Annotated in this window: 17 protein-coding genes; 14 read left to right on the top strand and 3 right to left on the bottom strand. The window is 64.6% G+C overall.

Annotated features, from left to right (window positions below; translation table 11 throughout):
* Positions 1–202 precede the first annotated feature (202 nt).
* Positions 203–562, top strand: a complete 360-nt coding sequence (locus tag OGL93_RS10165; protein WP_263262510.1) for a helix-turn-helix domain-containing protein — start codon at positions 203–205, stop codon at positions 560–562.
* 30 nt (positions 563–592) lie between these two features.
* Here the strand turns inward: OGL93_RS10165 and OGL93_RS10160 are convergent, their stop codons facing one another.
* Together OGL93_RS10160 and OGL93_RS10155 are read right to left on the bottom strand one after the other, a co-directional pair.
* Complete coding sequence (locus tag OGL93_RS10160; RefSeq protein ID WP_263262509.1) at positions 593–1,150, bottom strand: chorismate lyase; 558 nt, start codon at positions 1,148–1,150, stop codon at positions 593–595.
* Between the two features lie 21 nt (positions 1,151–1,171).
* Complete coding sequence (locus OGL93_RS10155; protein WP_263262508.1) at positions 1,172–1,669, bottom strand: flavin reductase; 498 nt, start codon at positions 1,667–1,669, stop codon at positions 1,172–1,174.
* 298 nt (positions 1,670–1,967) lie between these two features.
* Here OGL93_RS10155 and OGL93_RS10150 point away from each other — a divergent pair, with 298 nt between their 5' ends.
* The 7 genes from OGL93_RS10150 to OGL93_RS10120 all read left to right on the top strand — a co-directional run bounded on the left by OGL93_RS10150 (position 1,968) and on the right by OGL93_RS10120 (position 10,829).
* Positions 1,968–2,579: a TetR/AcrR family transcriptional regulator gene (locus tag OGL93_RS10150; RefSeq protein ID WP_263262507.1), complete on the top strand. Its 612-nt coding sequence runs from the start codon at positions 1,968–1,970 to the stop codon at positions 2,577–2,579.
* Positions 2,580–2,971: 392 nt separating this feature from the next.
* The gene (locus OGL93_RS10145; RefSeq protein WP_263262506.1) at positions 2,972–3,943 is read left to right on the top strand and encodes an acyltransferase; all 972 of its coding nucleotides are present in this window, start codon (positions 2,972–2,974) and stop codon (positions 3,941–3,943) included.
* Positions 3,940–5,154, top strand: a complete 1,215-nt coding sequence (locus tag OGL93_RS10140) for a hypothetical protein (RefSeq protein ID WP_263262505.1) — start codon at positions 3,940–3,942, stop codon at positions 5,152–5,154. Before OGL93_RS10145 ends, OGL93_RS10140 begins: the two co-directional genes overlap by 4 nt.
* 35 nt (positions 5,155–5,189) lie before the next feature.
* On the top strand, positions 5,190–7,358 hold the full coding sequence (locus tag OGL93_RS10135; RefSeq protein ID WP_263262504.1) for a prenyltransferase/squalene oxidase repeat-containing protein: 2,169 nt from the start codon (positions 5,190–5,192) through the stop codon (positions 7,356–7,358).
* 43 nt (positions 7,359–7,401) lie between these two features.
* A complete protein-coding gene (gene rfbB, locus OGL93_RS10130; RefSeq protein WP_263262503.1) occupies positions 7,402–8,466 on the top strand; it encodes a dTDP-glucose 4,6-dehydratase in 1,065 nt (354 codons plus the stop codon).
* A 37-nt stretch (positions 8,467–8,503) separates the two neighbouring features.
* The gene (gene rfbA / locus OGL93_RS10125) at positions 8,504–9,418 is read left to right on the top strand and encodes a glucose-1-phosphate thymidylyltransferase RfbA (protein ID WP_263262502.1); all 915 of its coding nucleotides are present in this window, start codon (positions 8,504–8,506) and stop codon (positions 9,416–9,418) included.
* Between the two features lie 352 nt (positions 9,419–9,770).
* On the top strand, positions 9,771–10,829 hold the full coding sequence (locus OGL93_RS10120) for an SGNH/GDSL hydrolase family protein (protein WP_263262501.1): 1,059 nt from the start codon (positions 9,771–9,773) through the stop codon (positions 10,827–10,829).
* 88 nt (positions 10,830–10,917) lie between these two features.
* Here OGL93_RS10120 and OGL93_RS10115 read toward each other — a convergent pair whose 3' ends face one another.
* Complete coding sequence (locus OGL93_RS10115; protein ID WP_263262500.1) at positions 10,918–11,832, bottom strand: LysR family transcriptional regulator; 915 nt, start codon at positions 11,830–11,832, stop codon at positions 10,918–10,920.
* A gap of 203 nt (positions 11,833–12,035) precedes the next feature.
* Between OGL93_RS10115 and OGL93_RS10110 the strand changes: the two genes are divergently transcribed.
* The 6 genes from OGL93_RS10110 (at position 12,036) to OGL93_RS10085 (ending at position 20,114) form a co-directional block, all read left to right on the top strand.
* Positions 12,036–13,058, top strand: a complete 1,023-nt coding sequence (locus OGL93_RS10110) for a zinc-dependent alcohol dehydrogenase family protein (RefSeq protein ID WP_263262499.1) — start codon at positions 12,036–12,038, stop codon at positions 13,056–13,058.
* 171 nt (positions 13,059–13,229) lie between these two features.
* Positions 13,230–14,351 carry a hypothetical protein gene (locus OGL93_RS10105; protein WP_263262498.1) on the top strand — a complete coding sequence of 374 codons (1,122 nt, stop codon included), beginning with the start codon at positions 13,230–13,232 and terminating at the stop codon, positions 14,349–14,351.
* Positions 14,352–14,376: 25 nt separating this feature from the next.
* Positions 14,377–14,997, top strand: a complete 621-nt coding sequence (lexA, locus tag OGL93_RS10100; RefSeq protein ID WP_263262497.1) for a transcriptional repressor LexA — start codon at positions 14,377–14,379, stop codon at positions 14,995–14,997.
* Positions 14,994–15,617, top strand: a complete 624-nt coding sequence (imuA, locus tag OGL93_RS10095; protein ID WP_263262496.1) for a translesion DNA synthesis-associated protein ImuA — start codon at positions 14,994–14,996, stop codon at positions 15,615–15,617. Before lexA ends, imuA begins: the two co-directional genes overlap by 4 nt.
* 7 nt (positions 15,618–15,624) lie before the next feature.
* Positions 15,625–17,040 carry a DNA polymerase Y family protein gene (locus OGL93_RS10090; RefSeq protein WP_263262495.1) on the top strand — a complete coding sequence of 472 codons (1,416 nt, stop codon included), beginning with the start codon at positions 15,625–15,627 and terminating at the stop codon, positions 17,038–17,040.
* A complete protein-coding gene (locus tag OGL93_RS10085; protein ID WP_263262494.1) occupies positions 17,016–20,114 on the top strand; it encodes an error-prone DNA polymerase in 3,099 nt (1,032 codons plus the stop codon). Before OGL93_RS10090 ends, OGL93_RS10085 begins: the two co-directional genes overlap by 25 nt.
* Positions 20,115–20,377 lie beyond the last annotated feature (263 nt).

Raw genomic sequence — 20,377 nt, 5'->3', positions numbered from 1 at the left:
TCGTGATTCCAGATGCAGGCAGCCATCGGCTGATGGCCAAGGTCGCTGGGAATTTGCTTTCCCAAGGGTGCTGCCAGGTTCGGATTCTGATTCCCGTGGGCGCGACATGGAATCGTGCCTGTTCAATACGAGGAAACCCCGCGCCGACGCGTATCCACGCTTCAGCCCAGGGTGATCCTTGTAAGGCTATTGAGGTAATCGAATGTACACTGCCAACCATCCCAGCATTGAACAGATCCGCCTGGAAAACGTCCTGACAGCACTTGGCAATCCGTTGCGCCTGACCGTGCTGAAGGTACTTTCCGATGGTGAAGAGCACCCTTGCGGGCGCATTCTCAAGGGGGCGTCGAAATCGACCATGACCCACCACTGGCGGGTGCTGCGTGACAGCGGTGTGATCTGGCAACGCCCTTATGGCCGCGAGAACCTGCTGTCGATCCGCAGCGAAGACTTGGAGAGCCGTTTCCCCGGGCTGTTGAGTTCTCTGCTTCAGGCCGTGGAGAAGGATCCGCACACCGCGCAGGTCATTCGCGACAATGAAGTGCGTCTGGAGGAAGGCTGAGCAGCCTTCCTTCCAGGTGGCGCCCCTGGCTCAGATAGCCAGCTTGAGCGGTGCGCCCGTTTCTTGCAGCCGCTTCCAGAACCCAGGCACAAAGCATTCCGCAATCAGCAGAGGCTGGTCATCACGCGTAAAGCGAGAGCGACGGGCCAGCAGGCCCATGCCAGGCTGGCCCAGTGACCGGGCCAGGCGCGACAAAGGCGAGTCGCCCGGTGGGCGCTGGCACTCGAAGGCACCTCGATGGATCGTGGTCGAGGTGTACAGCAGGCTGCCAAGCGGTTGGTTGCCATAGCCCGCCAGTTCCGGCCAGGCCGGCAGGTCATTGTGCATGGGGGTCAGGCTGCGTGCGCAGACCATGACCTGGCCATCCACCGTCAATCCTACTTCTCGGACCCAGACCAGCGAGCCCGGGGGCATGCCCAGGGCATGGGCCTCACCTTGGGTGGGAAGCGCGGCCCGTTGCCCGGCCACTTCCAGCCCAAACTGGCCCAAGGCCTTGAGGCGCAGGGTCAATGAGCCGGGGGCGAACAGCCAGTGGAGCTGATCGTCGCAGAGGCCAGGCAGGGGTAATGAAGACCAGAAGTCGTCCATAACGCGTGCTCTCCAGACAACTCAGGCGATTGGCTGGCTGGCTACGGCGACCCGGTGATAAGCCCGGTCGAAATAGATCAGCCCCTCCGGGTGCTGGGCACTGTCGATATTCAGTACCTGGCAGTAGAAAATGCTGTGGCTGCCCACACTGTGGATGTCGGTGATCCGGCAGTCGAAGCACACCAGTGCCTCGTCCATCGTGGGTGCGCCGCTGTGGCCGGTAGACCACTTGGTGGCGAGGAAGCGCTGCTCCATGTCCAGGTGTTTGTTGGCGAAAATACCCGAGAGGTGCTGATGGTCGCCACGCAGCACGTTTACACAGAGCACGCCGTTGTCTTCGAAGCTGCTGCGCTGGCGTGACTGGTTGTTCATGCACACCAGGAGGGTAGGCGGGGTATCAGTGACACTGCAGACCGCCGAGGCAGTGAAGCCATGCCGGCCGCTGGGGCCATCGGTGCTGATGATCGAAACGGCGCCGCCGAGGCGGGCCATGGCATTCCTGTAAGTAGCAACATCCATTGTTGAAACGCTCCAGTATTGGGGGTGGGGCAGTCCTTTGCGACAAGCCTTTGGCTGCCTGCATGTGCGCCATTGCCGTTACTTTGCAAGCCGGGGTTGACGGACCCCGCAGGCGGACGCATATCATTGATTGTACGCATGTCTTAGTACAATACAAATCTTTTTGTAGCGCAGTTTATCTATTGCCTGTGAAACCTGCATGACCTGAGGCCTGCGAGCCACAGGGGGCGTGAATGGAGCTGTGGAATCCGGGTCATGACAGCCTTGGTCATGGTCCTCTCGCTGTGGAGAAGTGAATATGAGTGGTCGTGGAAGACCTCGGGAATTCGATCGTCACCAGGCGCTGGTCAAAGCCATGCTGTTGTTTTGGGACAAGGGCTACGATGGGGCGTCGCTGAATGAGCTGATGGTGGCGATGGGTATCAAGTCCCCCAGCCTTTATGCTGCCTTCGGCTCCAAGGAGGACCTGTTTCTGGAAGCGCTGGACCTCTATTGGGCGACAGTTGGCGAGGAGATCTGGAGTGAATTGTACAAGCACGAGCGGGCACAGGACTCGATCCAGGCCATGCTGCTGGCAACCGCGAGAAGCCTGACCCGTGAGGGCCGACCGCACGGCTGTTTCGTTACTCAAACCGAACTCAAGTCACCGTTGCCCAACCTGCGGGTTGGGCTAAAAGTGTTGCGCTGCAAACCGTTCGAGATGCTGAGGAATCGCTTGCGCCTTGGTCAGGCCAGCCGGGAAATCGGCGAGCACGTCGATTGCGAGAGCGTTGCTAATTACTATGGCGTGGTCCAGCGCGGGATGGCGATGGTCGCCCGTGATGGGTCGCCACGAGATGCGCTGGAAAAAGTGGCAGGCCATGCCATGGGCACATGGGGCACCATCGTTCCTGATCACGTGGCGCACTGACGTTTCTTTGCAGCTGCCTGTGGCGGCCCTTATGTTTATCCTCCCGCGATTGAGAGGCTCGAGTGGCTGGCGTCGTCTTTGTCACGTTTATCAATTGTGTGCAGGCTACTCGCTAAATTCTGCTTTTTTTCATGCAATCGAAACATTTTTGTGGGTTTTTCCCTTCGCGTAAATTTCTAATGCCCAGCACAGAAAACGTGTTGCCTCGGCAATTTGTATGTACTAGGATGTGCGAACAGTACTAATTGACTAGTACATTATTTTCTTTGCAGGGTCGCTCGATTTTCCCGGTCAGCCGGGCAAGCCCTACCAAGGACTGGTAAACGGGACGCTGGCAGGCGCACCGCTCAGGCGGTAGCGATGACGCTGTCCGAACACGCAAGGGAGTGTGTATGCAGGCAACATGGCTTGTCGAAACAGGAACGCGTGTCTCGCCTAACAGCCGTATCGGCGTGGCGACTTGGGTTCGCGCTGGCAACCAACTGGAAGCAGTGACGCTCGGTCAAGGTTGCTTCATTGGCTTCAATTGCCGCCTCGAGCACTTGGACGTGGCCGATCGGGGCATGCTCGCCACCGGCGTCGTTGCCCGCGGTACCCGTGAGCGGCCCATCAGCATCGGGCGTGGCGCCTGGGTTGGCGCCCGGGCCACGCTCGCGCCCGGTGTGCGTATCGGCGCCGGTGCGGTTGTGGCCGCTGGCGCCCTGGTGAACGAAGACGTCGAACAAGATTGCATCGTCGTGGGCCGCCCCGCGCGAATCATTGCCCGTCGCCAGGTCCATGAGGATGGCTGGCCGGACCCCGCTCCTGTGCTGGATAAGGTGCTCAAGCGCCAGCGTGAAGGGTTGCCTTCTTTCCTGGATCCTGAATCCTGCGCCATAGGCCGTGTGCGCCAGCTCAATCCCCACCTGGCCGCCTGGCAGATCGAAGAAGGAGCGCTGATCGATGCCGAGCTTCACGGCGGCCCTTCGGTGCAGGTCGGTGCGAACTGCATACTGATCGGGCGCAGCACCCGGCTCGGCGGAATGCATGAGCTTGGTGGCATCACCCTTGGCGAGCAGGCCGTGCTTGGGCGCGGGGTAGTGATCGAAGGTGCTGGCGGTGTGAGCATCGGCGCGCACAGCTGGCTCGGCGACCATGTCACGCTGGTTTCCTCGTCCCATGATCACGGCTTCCGGTCGCTGCCCTGGAAGGCTGCGCCGATCCGCATCGGCAAGCGTTGCCGCATTGGTACCGGCGCGTTGATCGTGGGTCCGGTTGCTCTGGGCGACGACGTGAGGGTCGAACCCTACGCCGTCGTCATCCGCGATGTACCCGCAAAATCCGTCGTCAAAGGCATCATTCAACTCAAGGAGGAAGTCGCATGATTCTGTTCGCCCCCGCTCCCACTGGATCTGGTCACAACATGCGTGTGCTGTCGATCGGTCGTGCCCTGCGCGAGCGCAATCCCGATATCGAACTGAAGGTGGCCCTGGCGTCCTTGCAGGACGTGTTCACCCCAATGTTCGAAAGCACCGGCATCGATGTAATCGATGTGGCCGGGCAACTGATGGACTATTCGAAAAAGAGCAACCTGTCGCGCCAGCTCGACTGGGGCAGCTACATCGCCGGCTACATTTCCAATACCTTCCTGTCCAGCGAACGCATGCTGGCGTACCTGGCGATCATCGAGGAACACAAGCCGCGCGTGGTGATCTCCGACTTCAACATGGCAGCGTGCCTAGCGGCTATTTTCAGTGGCACGCCCCTGGTGTTCGTCACCGAGCGATATGACTTCACCCTGTGCCAACTGACCGACGAGGACCTGAGGGAAGGTGGTTTCGAACTCAACGCCGAAGACCTCAAGCGTGCACGCAAGGCCCTGCACAAGCAGTTCTCGTGGATGATCGAACACAGCCAGCTGGTGCTGACCGACAAACCCTATATTCCCGAGATGGATAACGGCACGCCGGTGGCCAGCGCACTGCAGAACGGCAAGGCGCACTTCGTTGGGCCGATGATCCGCGACTTCAGCCAAACCAACGCCTCCACCGTGCGGGCTGACCTTGGCCTGGGCGACGGGCCGTTCATCGTCGCTTCCATCAGTGGCACCACCATGTTCGCCGAGAGCAAGCAGAGCCTGCTCGACGCTTACCTGGAGGCGTTCGAGAGCCTGCGCGCCGAACGTCCTGAACTGAAGATGGTGCTGCTGGGGCGCCAGGACATCGCTCCACGGGAAGGTGTCGTTAGCGTGCCGTACTACCCGGACTGGATGGGCCTGCTGCGTGAGGCCAGCCTGCTGGTGTCGGCTCCCGGGTGGATCACCGTCACCGAGATTGCGGCACTGAACATCCCGACCCTGTTCGTGCTGCCGTCCAAATCCGAGTACCACGAAGCCGAAGCGCTCGAGCGCCTGGCACGCCTCGGCTTCCCGACTTATCTCGGGTTCCAGGCCGCGGCCATCGCCGAGCTGATCGATGTCGAGCTGGACAAGGACACTGGCGCCGCCAGCTACTTTGGCGCGCACCAGCGTGTGGCCGCGCCGGACGGGCTCGGCGCCCATCGGGCGGCCAGCCGGATTCTCAGCCTGGCGCAGTAAGCGTGAACATCCACAGTATTTTCAGGGAGGGTGCCATGGACAGCACCGCATTTACCTTCTTGGCCGACGCCTTGATGGACAGGGAAGTGGGTGGCTTTCTCGCCATCACCGACGCCACAGGCGCGTTGCGCATCAGCAGCGACAAACGCTTGGAAGATCAAGTGGCGGCAACCTTGTTCTTCGCCCAGCATGGCGACGAACAGCAGGCCGAATTCGCCCTGGCCGGGCTACTGGCGCTGCGCGACGGCGGCCAGGAAGGCTTCACCGAGCTGGCCGACCGGCATTGGAATGCGCACGGGTCCGGTCGCTGCCGGACCCTGGCGCTTCAGTTCGATGCCCTGCGCGCGCTACTCGAGTTTCGCCGCCAGCGGCGTGACGATGCCCAACTGCAGGCGGTGACCGAAGGAATGCTGCTGCGCTTGCGGCAGGTCTATGAGGGTCGCCTTTTCGGCGGCGTGCTAGGCAGCGACTGGACGACCGTCGTCGATGCGCATATGCCGTTGGAGCTGGACATTGCCGCGGTCAACCTGTTGTGCAGCCTGTGTACCTGGGGCGAAACCCCTTTGCCTGCACATCTGCAGCAGCATGTATGGAAGCTCGAGGACGAGGTGCGGGCCGAGCTTGACGGGTTGGGTGCCGGCCCGCTGCGCCAGACTTCCAGCCGTGCCCGTGCCGTATCGGCCCTCGCACGCTGGGCCCGGGCCAACAGCCATCAGGAGATGCTACAACTGGCGCGCAAGCTGCTCGACGACACGCTCGAGCGCCTGCATGACAGCGCCTATGGCGGCTACTGGGATCGCCTGCGTTACGACCAACGCGTCGGCGCCGACTGGCTGACATCCTTCAAACGCAATGAATCACCGTTCCCGATCAAGACCAGCCTGGATGTGGCCTTGCTGCTCGAGGCGCTGGAGCTTGCGCAGCCACACGAAAGCAGCGCGCGCCGCGAGCAACTGCTCAAGGCATTGGCCGATTTCCATGACAGCCGCCAGGGCGGGTTCTTCCTCGGCAAGGGGTATTTCTGGTCGACGCCGGTCGATCCGACCGTGCCGTTCATTCGCCAGTTCTGGGCGCCGCCTCGGCAGCTAGGTGTGTTCCACATTGGCAACCTTTCGTACCTGCCGCTGCATATCAAGAGCCTCGAAGGGCAGTTGGCCTGCCTGGGTGCACTGCAGGCACAGGCTGCGGTTTTGCCGCAAGCCTCGGCGCCAGTGAAGGTCGACGCCAGCATCTTGCGTATATCGAACAACCGTCGCCCGCTGGAGCAGCCTCACCTTGGCCAATTGCCGGTGCTGGATGTCGATCTGCCTGCCTATCTCGCCTGGCTGCGCCAGGCGCGTGCCTCCCTGGCGGTGCCGTATGGCCTGACCGCTGAAATGGCGCCCCAGGGGTTCCGCGCGGACCGTTGCTGGCAGGTGTTCTCCGCGCTGCATGTGATCTCCGACCTGTACGCCCTCGAGGTGGAGATCGACGACGCGGCTAGCCTGGTCGCTTGTATCCAGGCTTCGCAGAATGCCGACGGTGGGTTCTCCGAGCAGCCTGGCCAGCTCAGTGATGTTTTCGCCACCTACTGTGCTGTGATTTCCCTGCGCTTGCTGGGCAGCGAGCCGCGAGCGGTGCAAGCCTGCGTGGGCTACCTTCGCCAGTGCCAGCAAGCTGATGGTGGCTTCGGCAACGTGCCGGGCTACCAGTCGGACATCTGGCACAGCAACCTGGCGGCGCTGTCGCTGCATGTGCTGGGGGCGCAGGCCAGCGAGCCGCAAGCGCTGCTGGACTTCATCCTGGCGTGCCGTCACGGCGACGGGGGCTTCGCTAACCGCCCGGGCAACCCGCCGGATACCTTCTCCACCTACCGGGCCCTTTCGCTGCTGCATGCGCTGGATCGCGAGCTGGTCGACCCTTCCGCTACCGTGGCCTGGCTGCAAGGGCTGCAACAACCACAAGGGGCGTTCCTCTATCGCCCGGGCAAGGCGGTCAGCCTGGTCGGCAGCTACATGGCCATTGCCGCCCTGTACCTGCTCGACGCTCACCCGCGCGACATGCAGGGCATCGAGGCCTGGATCACCCAGCACCAGAAGCAAGATGGCGGTTTCGGCCCACTGAGCACGACGTCGGCGACCACCGATGAAAGCTTCACCTGCATCCAGTCGCTGCTGATCCTCAAAGGGGCGCTCAGCAAATACTGGGTGGCCTTGGTCAACTGAACCCGCTGAACGGACGCGTCATATTCATTACAGGAGTACTTGCGTGAAGATCTTGATTACCGGAGGTGCGGGCTTCATCGGCTCGGCTGTGATCCGTCACCTGATCGAACAGACCGATTGCCAGGTGGCCAACATCGATGCCCTGACCTATGCCGGCAACCTCGAGTCGCTGGCGAGCGTCCGCGATTGTGAGCGCTATCGTTTCTACCAGGCCGACATTTGTGACAAGGCCCGGTTGCAGCAGATTTTCAGCGAGTTCCAGCCCGAGGCGGTCATGCACCTGGCGGCTGAGTCCCATGTGGACCGCTCCATCGAGGGCCCGGATGCATTCGTGCGGACCAACGTGTTGGGAACCGCGACCCTGCTGGAAGCCACCCGGGCCTATTGGAGTGGCTTGGCGCCACAGGCTCGCGCGGCGTTTCGCTTCCACCATGTGTCCACCGACGAAGTGTTCGGCGACCTGGAAGGGACTGCCGATTACTTCACCGAGCACACGCCCTATGCGCCCAGCTCACCTTATTCGGCGAGCAAGGCCGGCAGCGATCACCTGGTTCGTGCCTGGGGGCGTACCTACGGCCTGCCGGTGCTGGTGACCAACTGCTCGAACAACTATGGCCCCTGCCATTTCCCGGAAAAGCTTATCCCGCATGTCATCCTCAACGCGCTGCATGGAAAGCCGCTGCCGGTCTACGGCAACGGGTCGCAGATCCGGGATTGGCTGCATGTCGAAGACCATGCCCGCGCCCTGTACACCGTGCTGACCCGTGGCGCGGTGGGGCAGACCTACAACATCGGCGGCCACAACGAGCAAAGCAACCTCAAGGTGGTGCAGGGCATCTGCGCCCTGCTGGAGGAGCTGCAGCCCAACAAGCCGGAAGGCGTGAGGGCCTACAGCGACCTGATCGAGTTCGTCAGCGATCGCCCGGGGCATGACCGGCGGTACGCGATCGATGCGAGCAAGATCGCCAACGAGCTGGGATGGATTCCCCAGGAAACCTTCGACACCGGCCTGCGCAAGACCGTGCAGTGGTACCTGGACAACCGCGGCTGGTGGCAGCGCGTGCTCAACGGTGCCTACCGCCTGGAACGCCTGGGTAACGCCGCCTGACCTTACACCTTCATTCATGTTTCAAGGGAGCTGGTTCATGAACAAGACTACGTACAAAGGCATCCTGCTGGCCGGTGGTTCGGGCACCCGCCTGCACCCGATCACCCTGGGGGTCTCCAAGCAGTCCCTGCCGATCTACGACAAGCCGATGATCTACTATCCGCTGTCGGTCCTGATGCTGGCGGGTATCAGTGAAATCCTGGTGATCTCCACGCCGACCGATTTGCCGGGCTTCCAGCGCATGCTGGGCGATGGTAGCCAGTTCGGCATCAAGCTCAGCTATGCCGAGCAACCCAGCCCGGACGGGTTGGCCCAGGCGTTCATCATCGGCAAGGAGTTCGTTGGCGACGACAACGTCTGCCTGGTACTGGGCGACAACATCTTCTACGGCACCCAGTTCAGCGAAACCCTGCGCCAGGCCGCCAGCCGCGCCAGCGGTGCCACCGTATTTGGCTACTATGTGGCCGAGCCGCAGCACTTCGGGGTGGTCGAATTCGATGTGCAAGGCAAGGCGATCAGCATCGAGGAAAAGCCTACGGCACCGAAGTCCAACTACGCGGTGACCGGCCTGTACTTCTACGACAACCGCGTGCTCGATATCGCCGCGCAGGTCAAGCCGTCGGCCCGTGGCGAGCTGGAGATCACCGACATCAACAATGCCTACCTGGAAAGCGGCACGCTGAATGTCAATGTCCTGGGGCGTGGTTTCGCTTGGCTCGATACGGGAACCCATGATTCGCTGCTCGAGGCTAGCAACTTCGTCCAGGCCATCGAAAGCCGCCAGGGCCTGAAGGTGGCCTGCCTTGAGGAAGTTGCCTTCCAGAACGGCTGGATCAATCAGGCGCAACTGCTGGCACGCGCCTCGGCGCTGAAGAAGACGAGCTACGGGCGATACCTGGCATCCATTGCCGCGGCAGCCGATGACGATGTGGTGAAGGCATTGATTGCCTGACGCCTCTCAGGCCATGTTGGCAAACAGCGTGGCCGAGCGGCTGCAAGAGAATGGGCGCCGCTGCGCACGTCAGTGCCTAATAGGCGTGCAAGCGGCCTCATTACCGCTTTGGTGGCTGTTGCAGTAGCCTCGAGCCGCGGTTGCATACGGCACCGTTGGCCAGGATGCCTGCTCTTTTTCGAAGGGATTATTTCGCGTGTCTGTTTCTTCTGTTCTTGGCCCATGCGAGGGCGTGGGCGCTTCCTCCTGGCTGTGCACCTGGACCGCTCCGCCTCAACCTGTGTGGGGGGCCGAATTGCCATTCCCCACCCAGCTTCCTGTGCTGACCGGCCCCTGTACCGTGCGCCAACCCATGCGTATCAGCAAAGGGGGCAGGGCGGTGCGCCTGCTGTTCTCCAACGAATATGGCTCTGCACCATTGGGCTTTGAACGTTGCCAGCTGGCTTTGCGTGAGCACGGGCAGGCCCGCGCCTGGAAAGATGTCACCTTCGCCGGCCGGCCCCAGGCAGTCCTTGCCCCCGGCCAGCGTCTGCGTAGCGATCCCCTCATGCTGGACATCCCGGACCTTGCAGACCTGGAGGTGACCCTGCATTTGCCCGAGGCCTTCGAGATCGGAACCTTTCACTGGGATGCGCGCCAGACGGGCAGCCTTGAACCTGGCGATCGCACGGTCAACGACAATGCATTGGCCGACGCCCAGCCGTTGCATGTGCGGGTACTGGTCCATGCCATCGAGGTCCAGGCTGAAGGTGCGACCCTGGTGGCGATCGGTGATTCGCTGGTCAATGGCCATGGCTTGGAAAAGAACACCCATGGCTGCTGGGCAGACCTGCTGGCCTGTCACCTGGCCCCCCGGGGAGTCGCTCTGGTCAATGCCGGGCAATCGGGTGGCCGCCTGCTGTGTGACAAGCTCGGCATCAGCGTGCTCGATCGTTTCGAGCGTGACGTGCTACAGCAGCCCGGCGTTGCGCTGGCAATCCTTCAGGCAGGCTTGAACGACCTGGGCTGGGCCGACTCGGTGGTCGACCCGGGCGGCGCGCTGCCGAGTTTCGAAGCGCTGACCGCCGGTTACGCCTCGTTGGTCCAGGCGGCCCATGAACGGGGCGTTCAGGTATTGGCCATGACGCTGACCCCGTTCGAAGGGGCATTCGCCGGCACGCCCTTCTCGGCGTTTCATCAACCGGCGAAAGAGCGCCTGCGCCAGCGGCTGAATCGCTGGATCCGCGAGGCCGGTTGCTTCGACGCGGTGCTGGACATCGACGCATTGCTGCGTGATCCGCAGCATCCGCAGCGGCTGTTGGCCTCGTATGATTCGGGCGACCATTTGCATCCTGGGCGTGAAGGTAGCCAGGCGATCGTGCGGTGGCTGCTGGAGCAGCCGATACTGGCCGGGCTCATGGCGGGCAGATGAGCCACCGTGGCGGGCTTGAGCGGGCGGAGGCGGAGCACTGACTTATGGAGAAGGGCGCATGGGACAGGCCCACAAGCCCACGCACAGGTCAGAGGCTGTCAGGGTCCCCAAAGAACATCTGCAGCCGCGAGCGCAGCCAGCGCTCGCTGGGGTCGTTGTCTTGGGAGCCGCGCCAGGCCATGTGCAGTTCGAAGGCCTGGATCTCCATGGGCAATTCTTCGGCGCGCAGGCCGCCGGCGGCAGTGAGGGCGTCGGCGGTGTAGTCCGGCACGGTGGCGATGATGTCCGTGCCTGCGAGGATGGTGCCCAGGCCGTTGAACTGCGGCACCGCCAAGACCACGTGACGCTTGCGCTCGAGCTGTTCCAGGGCAGTGTCGATGTAGCCGGTGAGGTCGCCGGCATAAGACACCAGCGCATGCGGGCGCTCGCAGAAATCGTCCAGGGTCATGACGCCGGGCATGCTGTCGGCGCGCAGCAGGCGAGGGCGGCTGCGGCGCAATACCTTGCGCTTGGCATTGGCCGGTAACTCGCTGGTATAGGCAACGCCTACGGAGATCTCGCCGGAGGCCAGCAGCGCGGGCATCAGAATGTAGTTGGCGCGGCGCACCACGAGCACGATGCCAGGGGCTTCGGCGCGCAGGCGCTTGAGCAGCTGCGGCAGCAAGGCGAATTCCACGTCGTCGGACAGCCCGATGCGAAACACTGCCGTGCTGGTGGCGGGGTCGAACTCCGCCGCACGGCTCACCGCGGTGGAGATCGAGTCCAGGGCCGGGGAGAGCAGGCCGAAGATTTCCGCGGCGCGGGCGGTGGGTTCCATGCTGCGCCCGGTGCGCACGAACAGCGGGTCGTCGAACAGGTTGCGCAAGCGTGACAACGCCGCGCTGATGGCCGGCTGGCCGAGGAACAGCTTCTCGGCGGCGCGGGTCACGCTGCGTTCGTGCATCAGCGTTTCAAACACAATCAGCAAGTTCAGATCGACACGGCGAAGGTCGTTACGATTCATCTGGATCGCCCAGGCTGGGTATTCGTGCGCTGGGATATTAAGGGCAATGGTCGCCCGGGTGCACTCCAATTATCAAATAGGGTGCATAGAGATTGAATCGGGGATCAATCTTGGGCATGTTGACTATTAATTCCCCTCGGTGGTGTACCGGGCAAAGCCCGGATAACCTACGGGGTAATAGCAGTCATCAGACGAGGTTTGCGATGTCGCGCACAATCCGCTTTCACAAGTTCGGCCCCGCCGAGGTCCTCACGTGCGAAACGCACGAGACGAGGCTACCCGGGCCAGGCGAGGTGCAGGTACGTGTCGCAGCCATCGGCATTTCCTGGTTCGACGTGCTCTGGCGGCAGAACCTGGCGCCCTCCCAGGCGCGCTTGCCGGCCGGTATTGGCCAGGAAATGGCCGGTGTGGTCACTGCCGTGGGCGATGACGTTGCCGAGTTCAAGCCCGGCGACCGGGTTGCCAGCTTCCCTGTGGCCAGCGCCAATGACTATCCCGCCTGTGGCGAGCTGATCCTCATGCCCGCGGCGGCGCTGACCCGTTATCCCGAGTTGCTCACCCCGGCCCAGGCCGCCGTGCACTACACCCCGTTGCTGATGGCCTGGTTCGCCTATGTGAAGCTGGCGCATACCCAGCCTGGGCAAACGGCGCTGATCACCGATGCCAGCCATTGCGCGGGGCCGGCGTTCGTGCAAATGGGCAGAGCGTTGGGCATCAAGGTGCTGGCTGCAACGCGCGGCCAGGAACAGCGCGAGCCCTTGCTGGCGCTGGGCGCGGACAAAGTCATCGTGACCGAAGAGCAGGACCTGCTCATGCAGGTGAACAAGTACACCGATGGCAAAGGCGTCAACGTGGTGTTCGACGGTTTGGGCGGGCCGCAGATGTCGCTGCTCGGCGATGTGCTCGCCCCACGTGGCAGCCTGGTGCTCTACGGCCTGCAAGGTGGCAACCAGACGCCTTTCCCGGCCTGCGCGGCGTTTCAAAAGAACATCCAGTTCCATGTGCACTGCCTGGGCAATTTCACCGGCAAGCCTGAACTGGGCATCTGCCAGGACACCGACGCGGTACGCCAGGCCCTCACCCAGATCAACCAGCTGACCGCTGATCGCGTACTGTCGCCCCAGATGATACGGCTGTTCCCCTTCGAGCAATTCGTTGAAGCACACCGCTACATGGACGCCTGCCCCTGCGAGGGCCGCGCAGTGCTGCAACTGGCCACCGACTGACCACCCCGGTGCCGCAAAAGCCCTGGAATTGCCAATGATTCCAGGGCTTTCCTACGAGAGCTTACGAGTTTTCCTTCGCCATTCTGCCAACTCCCTTGGCTGTCCTGCCCCTTATCCTTCGCCGCGCTGAACTCGCTTCCAAAATTCAAGGCGAGGGCCATCGGAGGACGCATGATCAACCTACACGAGCAAGCCCTGGCGGGTATTCACCGGCAGGTGCTGCAACGCCTGGTGAATATGCATGCCCACACCGAACGGCAGGCGATGATTCACCTGGCCGAACGGGTGAGCCGCCGCTATCCGCGGCCGAGCCAGGCACGGTTGGTGCTGCTGTGCTCCGGTGAGCGTGACGGCCTGCTGGCCATGGCAATGCTGCGCGGGGCGCAACTGTTGCTGGCAGCCGCGCAGGGCTCCACCTTCAACCTGCGGGTGGCAGTGCCGATGCTGCCCGGCCTGAGCTCGACCGACCATGCCAACCTGCGGCGCGGTATCGCGGCGTTGTTCCTGATGGGAGACGCCAGGGTGGAAGTGCTTGCGGTCACCCATCAGGGGCTGGCGCCGTATGAAGGCACGACGCTCACCGGCGCCGAGCCCGCCAGCGGCACTGGCCTGCTGCCTACCACGCAGTGCGGCAGTCGGTCGCCAGACGCCTGCTTGCTGGCCGCGGCCCACCTGGCCTGGCGGGCCATGGAAGACATTGCCAGCGAAAGCCAGTGGGTGATGGCGCAAGCACCGGCCGCGCTGTTGCGCTCATTCGCCCTGGCGCGCCGGCTACTGCGCAGGGCTTATGGGCCTGGCGCCGAGACAAACGCGCCCAGCGTTACCTGGCTGCCGCTGCTGGCCGCGCTGCATGAGCGCTCCTGCGATAGCGCCACGCCTGCTCCCCGGATGGCGCCGCCCCTGGCCTTGCACACGTTGCTGCCGCGCAGCCCCAAACGGCGTTGGGCCCTGGCCATGAACGGCCTGGGCATGCAGATCGATCCCTTTTCGCTTCGGCACGATCCACTGGCCTGTGAGGACCCGCTGCTGGGTGCACACCTGGCCGGGGTGAAGGCACGTTACCTGGAGGATGATGACTATGCGGCAGGGCTGGCTGGTTACTTGCGGCCTTGCTTCGAGCGCCTGCGCCGGGAAGGGGTGCCGGTGCGCAGGCTTGCCGCGCTGCGCTCTCTGTGGCTAGGGGAACAGGCAGGCCAGGCGTATCGCTTGCAGCGGCATGTGGAGCAACGTTACGGATGGAGCGAGCAGCAGCTGCGTGACCTGCTGCTGGCGCCGCTCGACCGAAGGGGCTAGCCACAAATGCCTCCCTGGAGTACAAATGTACTCCATGACTACAGACATCCTCACCCCCCGTCGCCGTGCCATCCTCGCGTTCATCCGCGAGCGCATTGCCCTGCATGGCCAACCCCCCAGCCTGGCGGAGATCAGCCAGGCCTTTGGCTTCGCGTCGCGCAGCGTGGCGCGCAAGCACATCCTGGCGCTCACCGAAGCGGGCCATATCGAAGTGCAGGCCCACCAGGCTCGCGGCATCCGGCTGGTGGCCCAGGCTGGCCGCGCCGAGCTGGTCCAGGTGCCGTTGCTCGGAAGAGTGGCCGCTGGCGTGCCGATAGATCCAGACGTCGGCCTGCATGACCACCTGGCGTTGGATGTGCGGCTGTTTTCCCGGGTGCCGGATTACCTGCTGGAGGTCCAGGGTGACTCGATGCTCGAAGAGGGCATCCTCGATGGCGACCTGGTGGGCGTGCAGCGCCTGCCCGACGCCCGTAACGGGCAGATCGTGGTGGCCCGGCTGGATGGCGAAGTGACCATCAAGCGCTTCGAACAGGGGCGCGAGGGTATTCGCCTGCTGCCACGTAACCCGGCTTACCAGCCAATCGAAGTGGGCCCGGACCGCGACCTGGTCATCGAAGGCGTGTTCTGCGGGCTGGTGCGGCGATGAGCGCGGCGGTCGTCAGCCTCGAAGGCCTGCTCGGCACCCGCCGGGTGTGGAGGGGCCGCAACGTTCAGGACGAGGCCACCCCGCGCGAGGCCCAGCCCACTGGCCATGCGCAGCTCGACCGCGCCTTGCCCACGGGCGGCTGGCCAGCGGGCGCGCTGAGCGAGGTACTGGTTGGCGCCCATGGCAGTGGCGAACTGCGGCTGCTGTGGCCAACCCTGGCCCGGCTGAGCACCGCCAGCCAGCGGGTGGTGCTGGTGGCGCCGCCCTTTATTCCTTACCCCCAGGCGTGGGAGGCGGCCGGCGTAGACCTGCACTGGATGGCCCTGGTACGGGCCAAGGGCAACGATGCCCTCTGGGCCGCCGAGCAGTGCCTGCGCTCGGGCAGCTGCGCCGCGGTGGTGTGCTGGCCCGGCAATGCGGACGACCGTGCCCTGCGCCGGTTGCAGGTGGCCGCCGAAGCCGGGCAGGCCCTGGCGTTCGCCGTACGCGGTAACGAGGCGGCGGCCAACCCGTCGCCGGCGGCGCTGCGCATCGCCCTCGACCCCGCCGGCTGGCACATCCTCAAATGCCGTGGCGGCCTGCCCCCGGCGCGGCCGGTCCCTTGGCCGGCGCTGGGTTGAGGTTGCGATGCTTTGGGCGTGTATCCTCCTGCCGCAGTTGGCCATGGATGTGGCCCGGCGCCGCCAGCCGGACCCTGACGCGCCGCTGGCGCTGGTTACCGGGCCGGCGCAGCGGCGTCAATTGCGTGCGGTCAACCCGGCTGCACGGGCGCTTGGGCTCAGGCCAGGGCAGAGCCTGAGTGCGGCGCATGCCCTGAGCCGGGACTTCATCACCCTCGAATACGACCTTGCCCAGGCCGAGCAGGCCCAGCAGCTGCTGGCCGCCTGGGCCTATGGTTTCAGCTCCCAGGTAAGCCTGCATTACCCCCGGGCGGTGCTGCTGGAAGTGGCTTCCGGCATGGGCCTGTTCGGGCCCTGGCCGGCATTCGAGGCTCGGCTGCGCCATGAACTGACGGCCCTGGGCTTCGCTCATCGCATCGTGCTGGCGACCAACCCGGTGGCCGCCCGCATGCTGGCCAACGTTCACGATGGGCTGGCGATCACCACGCCGGCGCAGCTGCACAGCGTGCTGGCGAAAATGCCGGTGGACCGCATCGGCCTGGCCAAGGAGCAGGCCACTGCCCTGATGCGCATGGGCCTGCGCCAGGTAGGGCAGTTGCTGCAGCTGGAACGCGCCGCGTTGGCTCGGCGTTTCTCGCCGCCGCTGCTGGCCCAGCTGGATCTGCTGCAAGGGGCGCGGGCGCAGGCATTGACCTTCTTCAATCCACCGGAGCGCTTCGACAGCCGGATCGAGCTTAACTTCGATGTGGAGTCGACCCAGGCGCTGCTGTTTCCCCTGCGCCGGCTGATCAACGACCTTGGCGTGTTCCTCACGGGCCGCGACGGCGGGGTGCAACGCTTCGTGATTCACCTTGAGCACGCCGAGGGCGCCGATACCCAGGTGCCCATCGGGCTGCTGGCGGCTGAACGGGACCCCAGCCTGCTGTTCGAACTGGCCCGGGGCCGCCTGGAGCCCGTGCAGGTGACTCGCCCGGTGCGCAATGTGCGCCTACTGGCCGCCGAACTCCCGGCCTACGTGCCAGTCGCCCAAGGTTTGTTCGAGGCACGGGCGGCGGCGGGGCAGGGCTGGGAGCAATTGCGCGAGCGGTTGCGCGCCCGCCTGGGCGATGACGCCGTGGGCAACCTGCGCTACCAGGCCGACCATCGCCCGGAGCGGGCCTGGGCAGTGGATGACTACCTGGCGCCGCGGCAGCCAGGTGGTACGCCGCTGTTACGCCCGGGCTGGCTGTTGCCCGAGGCCCAACCCTTGCCCACGGCAGGCTGGCAGTGGCTGGCCGGGCCCGAGCGAATCGAAAGCGGTTGGTGGGATGGCGGCGACGTGCGCCGCGACTACTTCCGCCTGGGCCTGCCCTCGGGCCGCCAGGCATGGGTGTACCGCACCGTGGGCGAGGACCACTGGTGGTTGCAGGGGTGGTTCGGATGAGCGCCTATGCCGAGCTGCATTGCCTATCCAACTTCAGCTTCCAGCGCGGCGCCTCCAGCGCCCTAGAGCTGTTCACCCGGGCCAGCCGGCAGGGTTACCGGGCCCTGGCGATCACCGACGAGTGCACCCTGGCGGGCATCGTGCGGGCCTGGCAAGCCGCCAAAGAGTGCGCCGTTCCCTTGGTGGTCGGCAGCGAACTGCTCGTAGGCAATGGCGCCCGCCTGGTGTTGCTGGTACGTGACCTTGCCGGCTACCAGGCGCTGTGCCAATTGATCACCGTGGCCCGGCGGCGAGCTAAAAAGGGCAGCTACCAGCTGCTGGCCGAGGACTTCCTGGCCATCGATCGCGCAGGGCTGCTGGCCCTGTGGTTGCCGTCCCACCCGGTGGACACGCAACACGGCCAGTGGCTCAAGGGGCTGTTCGGCGAACGCCTGTGGCTGGCGGTCGAGCTGCATCGCGGGGTGAATGACGCCGAGCGGCTGGCGGCGTTGCAGGCCGCGGCCGCCGGGATGGGCATTGCCTGCGTGGCCAGTGGGGATGTGCACATGCACGCCCGCGGCCGCCGAGCCCTGCAAGACACCCTGACCGCCGTGCGCCATCACCTGAGCGTGGCCGAAGCCGGGCCCTGGCTGTTCGCCAACGGCGAACGGCACCTGCGCAGCCTGGAGCAACTGACCCAGCTGTACCCGCCTGCCATGCTGGCGCAAACCCTGCGGATCGCCGAACAGTGCCGCTTCGACCTCGGCCAGCTGCGCTATCAATACCCCCATGAACTCGTGCCCGCCGGGCAAACGCCCAGTGCCTGGCTGCGCGAGCTGACCACGCGTGGCATGCGTGAGCGCTGGCCAGAGGGCACGCCGCCGACGGTGCACACGCTGATCGAGCGCGAACTGCAGATCATCGCCGAGCTCGGCTACGAGTCGTACTTCCTTACGGTTCAGGACATCGTCGATTTCGCCCGCCGGCGCGGCATCCTCTGCCAGGGCCGCGGTTCGGCCGCCAACTCAGCAGTGTGCTATGCACTGGGCATCACCTCGATCGACCCGGCTCACACCAGCATGCTGTTCGAGCGGTTCATTTCTCGCGAGCGAAACGAGCCGCCGGACATCGACGTGGATTTCGAGCACGAGCGGCGCGAGGAGGTCATCCAGTACGTGTTCCAACGCTATGGCCGCCACCGCGCCGCCCTCACGGCCATCGCCAGCACCTACCGGGCGGCTGGCGCGGTGCGGGACGTGGCCAAGGCGCTCGGGCTGCCGCCAGACCAGGTCAGTGCCCTGGCCGATTGCGTGGGCCGCTACAGCGACGAGCTGCCATCCCCTGAACGGCTGGCCGAGGCGGGTTTCGACCCTGCCAGCCCGGTGTTGCGCCGGGTACTGGCCCTTACCGGCGAGCTGATTGGCTTTCCCCGGCACCTGTCCCAGCATCCAGGTGGCTTCGTGATTTCCGAACACCCCTTGCAAACGCTGGTGCCGGTGGAGAACGCCGCCATGGACGAGCGCACCGTGATCCAGTGGGACAAGGACGACCTGGACGCGGTGGGCTTGCTCAAGGTGGACATCCTCGCCCTGGGCATGCTCAGTGCCATCCGGCGCTGCTTCGACCTCGTGCGCGACTACCGCGGGCGCCACCTGACCCTCGCCACCGTGCCCCCGGATTGCCCGGCCACCTACGACATGATCTGCCGCGCCGACACGGTAGGCGTGTTCCAGATCGAGTCGCGGGCACAGATGGCCATGCTGCCGCGGCTCAAGCCCCGGAACTTCTATGACCTGGTGATCGAGGTCGCTATCGTGCGGCCGGGGCCGATCCAGGGCGACATGGTGCACCCTTACCTGCGGCGGCGGAATAAAGAGGAGGAGGCCACTTACCCCTCCGAGGCCTTGAAGGCGGTGTTCGAGCGCACCCTGGGCGTTCCGCTGTTCCAGGAACAGGTGATGCAGGTGGCGATAGTGGCGGCCGACTACACCCCGGGCGAAGCCGACCAGTTGCGCCGCTCCATGGCCGCCTGGAAACGCCATGGCGGCCTGGGCCCGCACCAGAAGCGCCTGCGGGAGGGCATGCTGCGCAACGGTTACAGCGAAGACTTCGCCCAACGTATTTTCGAACAGATCAAAGGCTTCGGCAGTTATGGCTTTCCCGAATCCCATGCAGCCAGTTTCGCCTTGCTCACCTATGCCAGCAGCTGGCTGAAATGCCACGAGCCCGCGGCCTTCGCGTGCGCGCTGGTGAACAGCTGGCCGATGGGGTTCTACAGCCCCGACCAGGTGCTGCAGGATGCCCGTCGCCACGGCATCGAGGTGCGCCCCGTGGATGTGCGCCATAGCGCCTGGGACTGCGCCCTGGAACCTGCTGGTGAGGTGCAGCCGGCGATCCGCCTCGGCCTGCGGATGATTCGCGGGCTGGCCGAGGACGCGGCTGCGCGGCTGACCCAGGCGCGCCACGGGGCGCCCTTCCGGAGCGTGCAGGACATGGCCTTGCGGGCGAACCTCGATAGCCGCGCCCGTGAATTACTGGCGGACGCCGGCGCCTTGCGCGGCCTGGCCGGGCATCGCTATCGCGCACGCTGGGAGGTGGCCAGCGTGGAGCGGCAATTGCCGCTGTTCGCCGGCATCGAAGCTGCGCCGGAATGCGCCGTCAGCCTGCCAGTGCCCACCGTGGGAGAAGACCTGCACGCCGACTATGCGGTGCTCGGCACCACCCTGGGCAGCCATCCATTGGCGTTGCTGCGCCGAGCCTTGGGCAAGTGGCGTTGCCGAAGCTCGCGGGAGCTGGCAGGCATCGAGCATGGCCGGCCGGTCAACGTGACCGGGCTGGTCACCAGCCGGCAACGCCCGGCGACTGCGAGCGGGGTGACCTTCGTGACCTTGGAAGACGAATTCGGCATGGTCAATGTGATCGTCTGGCGTGACCTTGCCGAGCGCCAGCGCAAAGCCTTTATCGGCGCTCGCCTGTTGCAGGTGCAGGGCCGCCTCGAGCGGCAAGGGGAGGTGTGCCACGTGGTCGCTCGCAACCTGGTGGACATGACCTCGCTGTTGACCGGCCTGGACGTACGCAGCCGGGATTTTCGCTGACCAGGCTCGGCTTGGCGGTTGGCCGGCTGGAAAGGATTCTATGGTTGGTTTGCCCTCTATTGAGTAGCAGCGCGGCTTGCCGGCGGCAGATGCTACGCGGAGCTGCGTTTGATCGCGAGCAAGCCCGGCTGCTAGGGCCTGGCGTTTTGCCTGCCCGGTTGCGTTCGTTTAGGGATCCCGCCCGTCCACCGGGCTATCAGCCCCCAAAGCCCGGCACTTGATTAGGATCCAATAGTGCTGTATTGCTCGCAGGCGCCATGAGC

Origin of the sequence: Pseudomonas sp. RIT-PI-S, assembly GCF_025642975.1 — a bacterium.
Taxonomy (GTDB): Bacteria; Pseudomonadota; Gammaproteobacteria; order Pseudomonadales; family Pseudomonadaceae; genus Aquipseudomonas.
The sequence above is the reverse complement of the archived record's forward strand: the minus strand, read 5'-3'. Positions and strand labels throughout refer to the sequence as shown.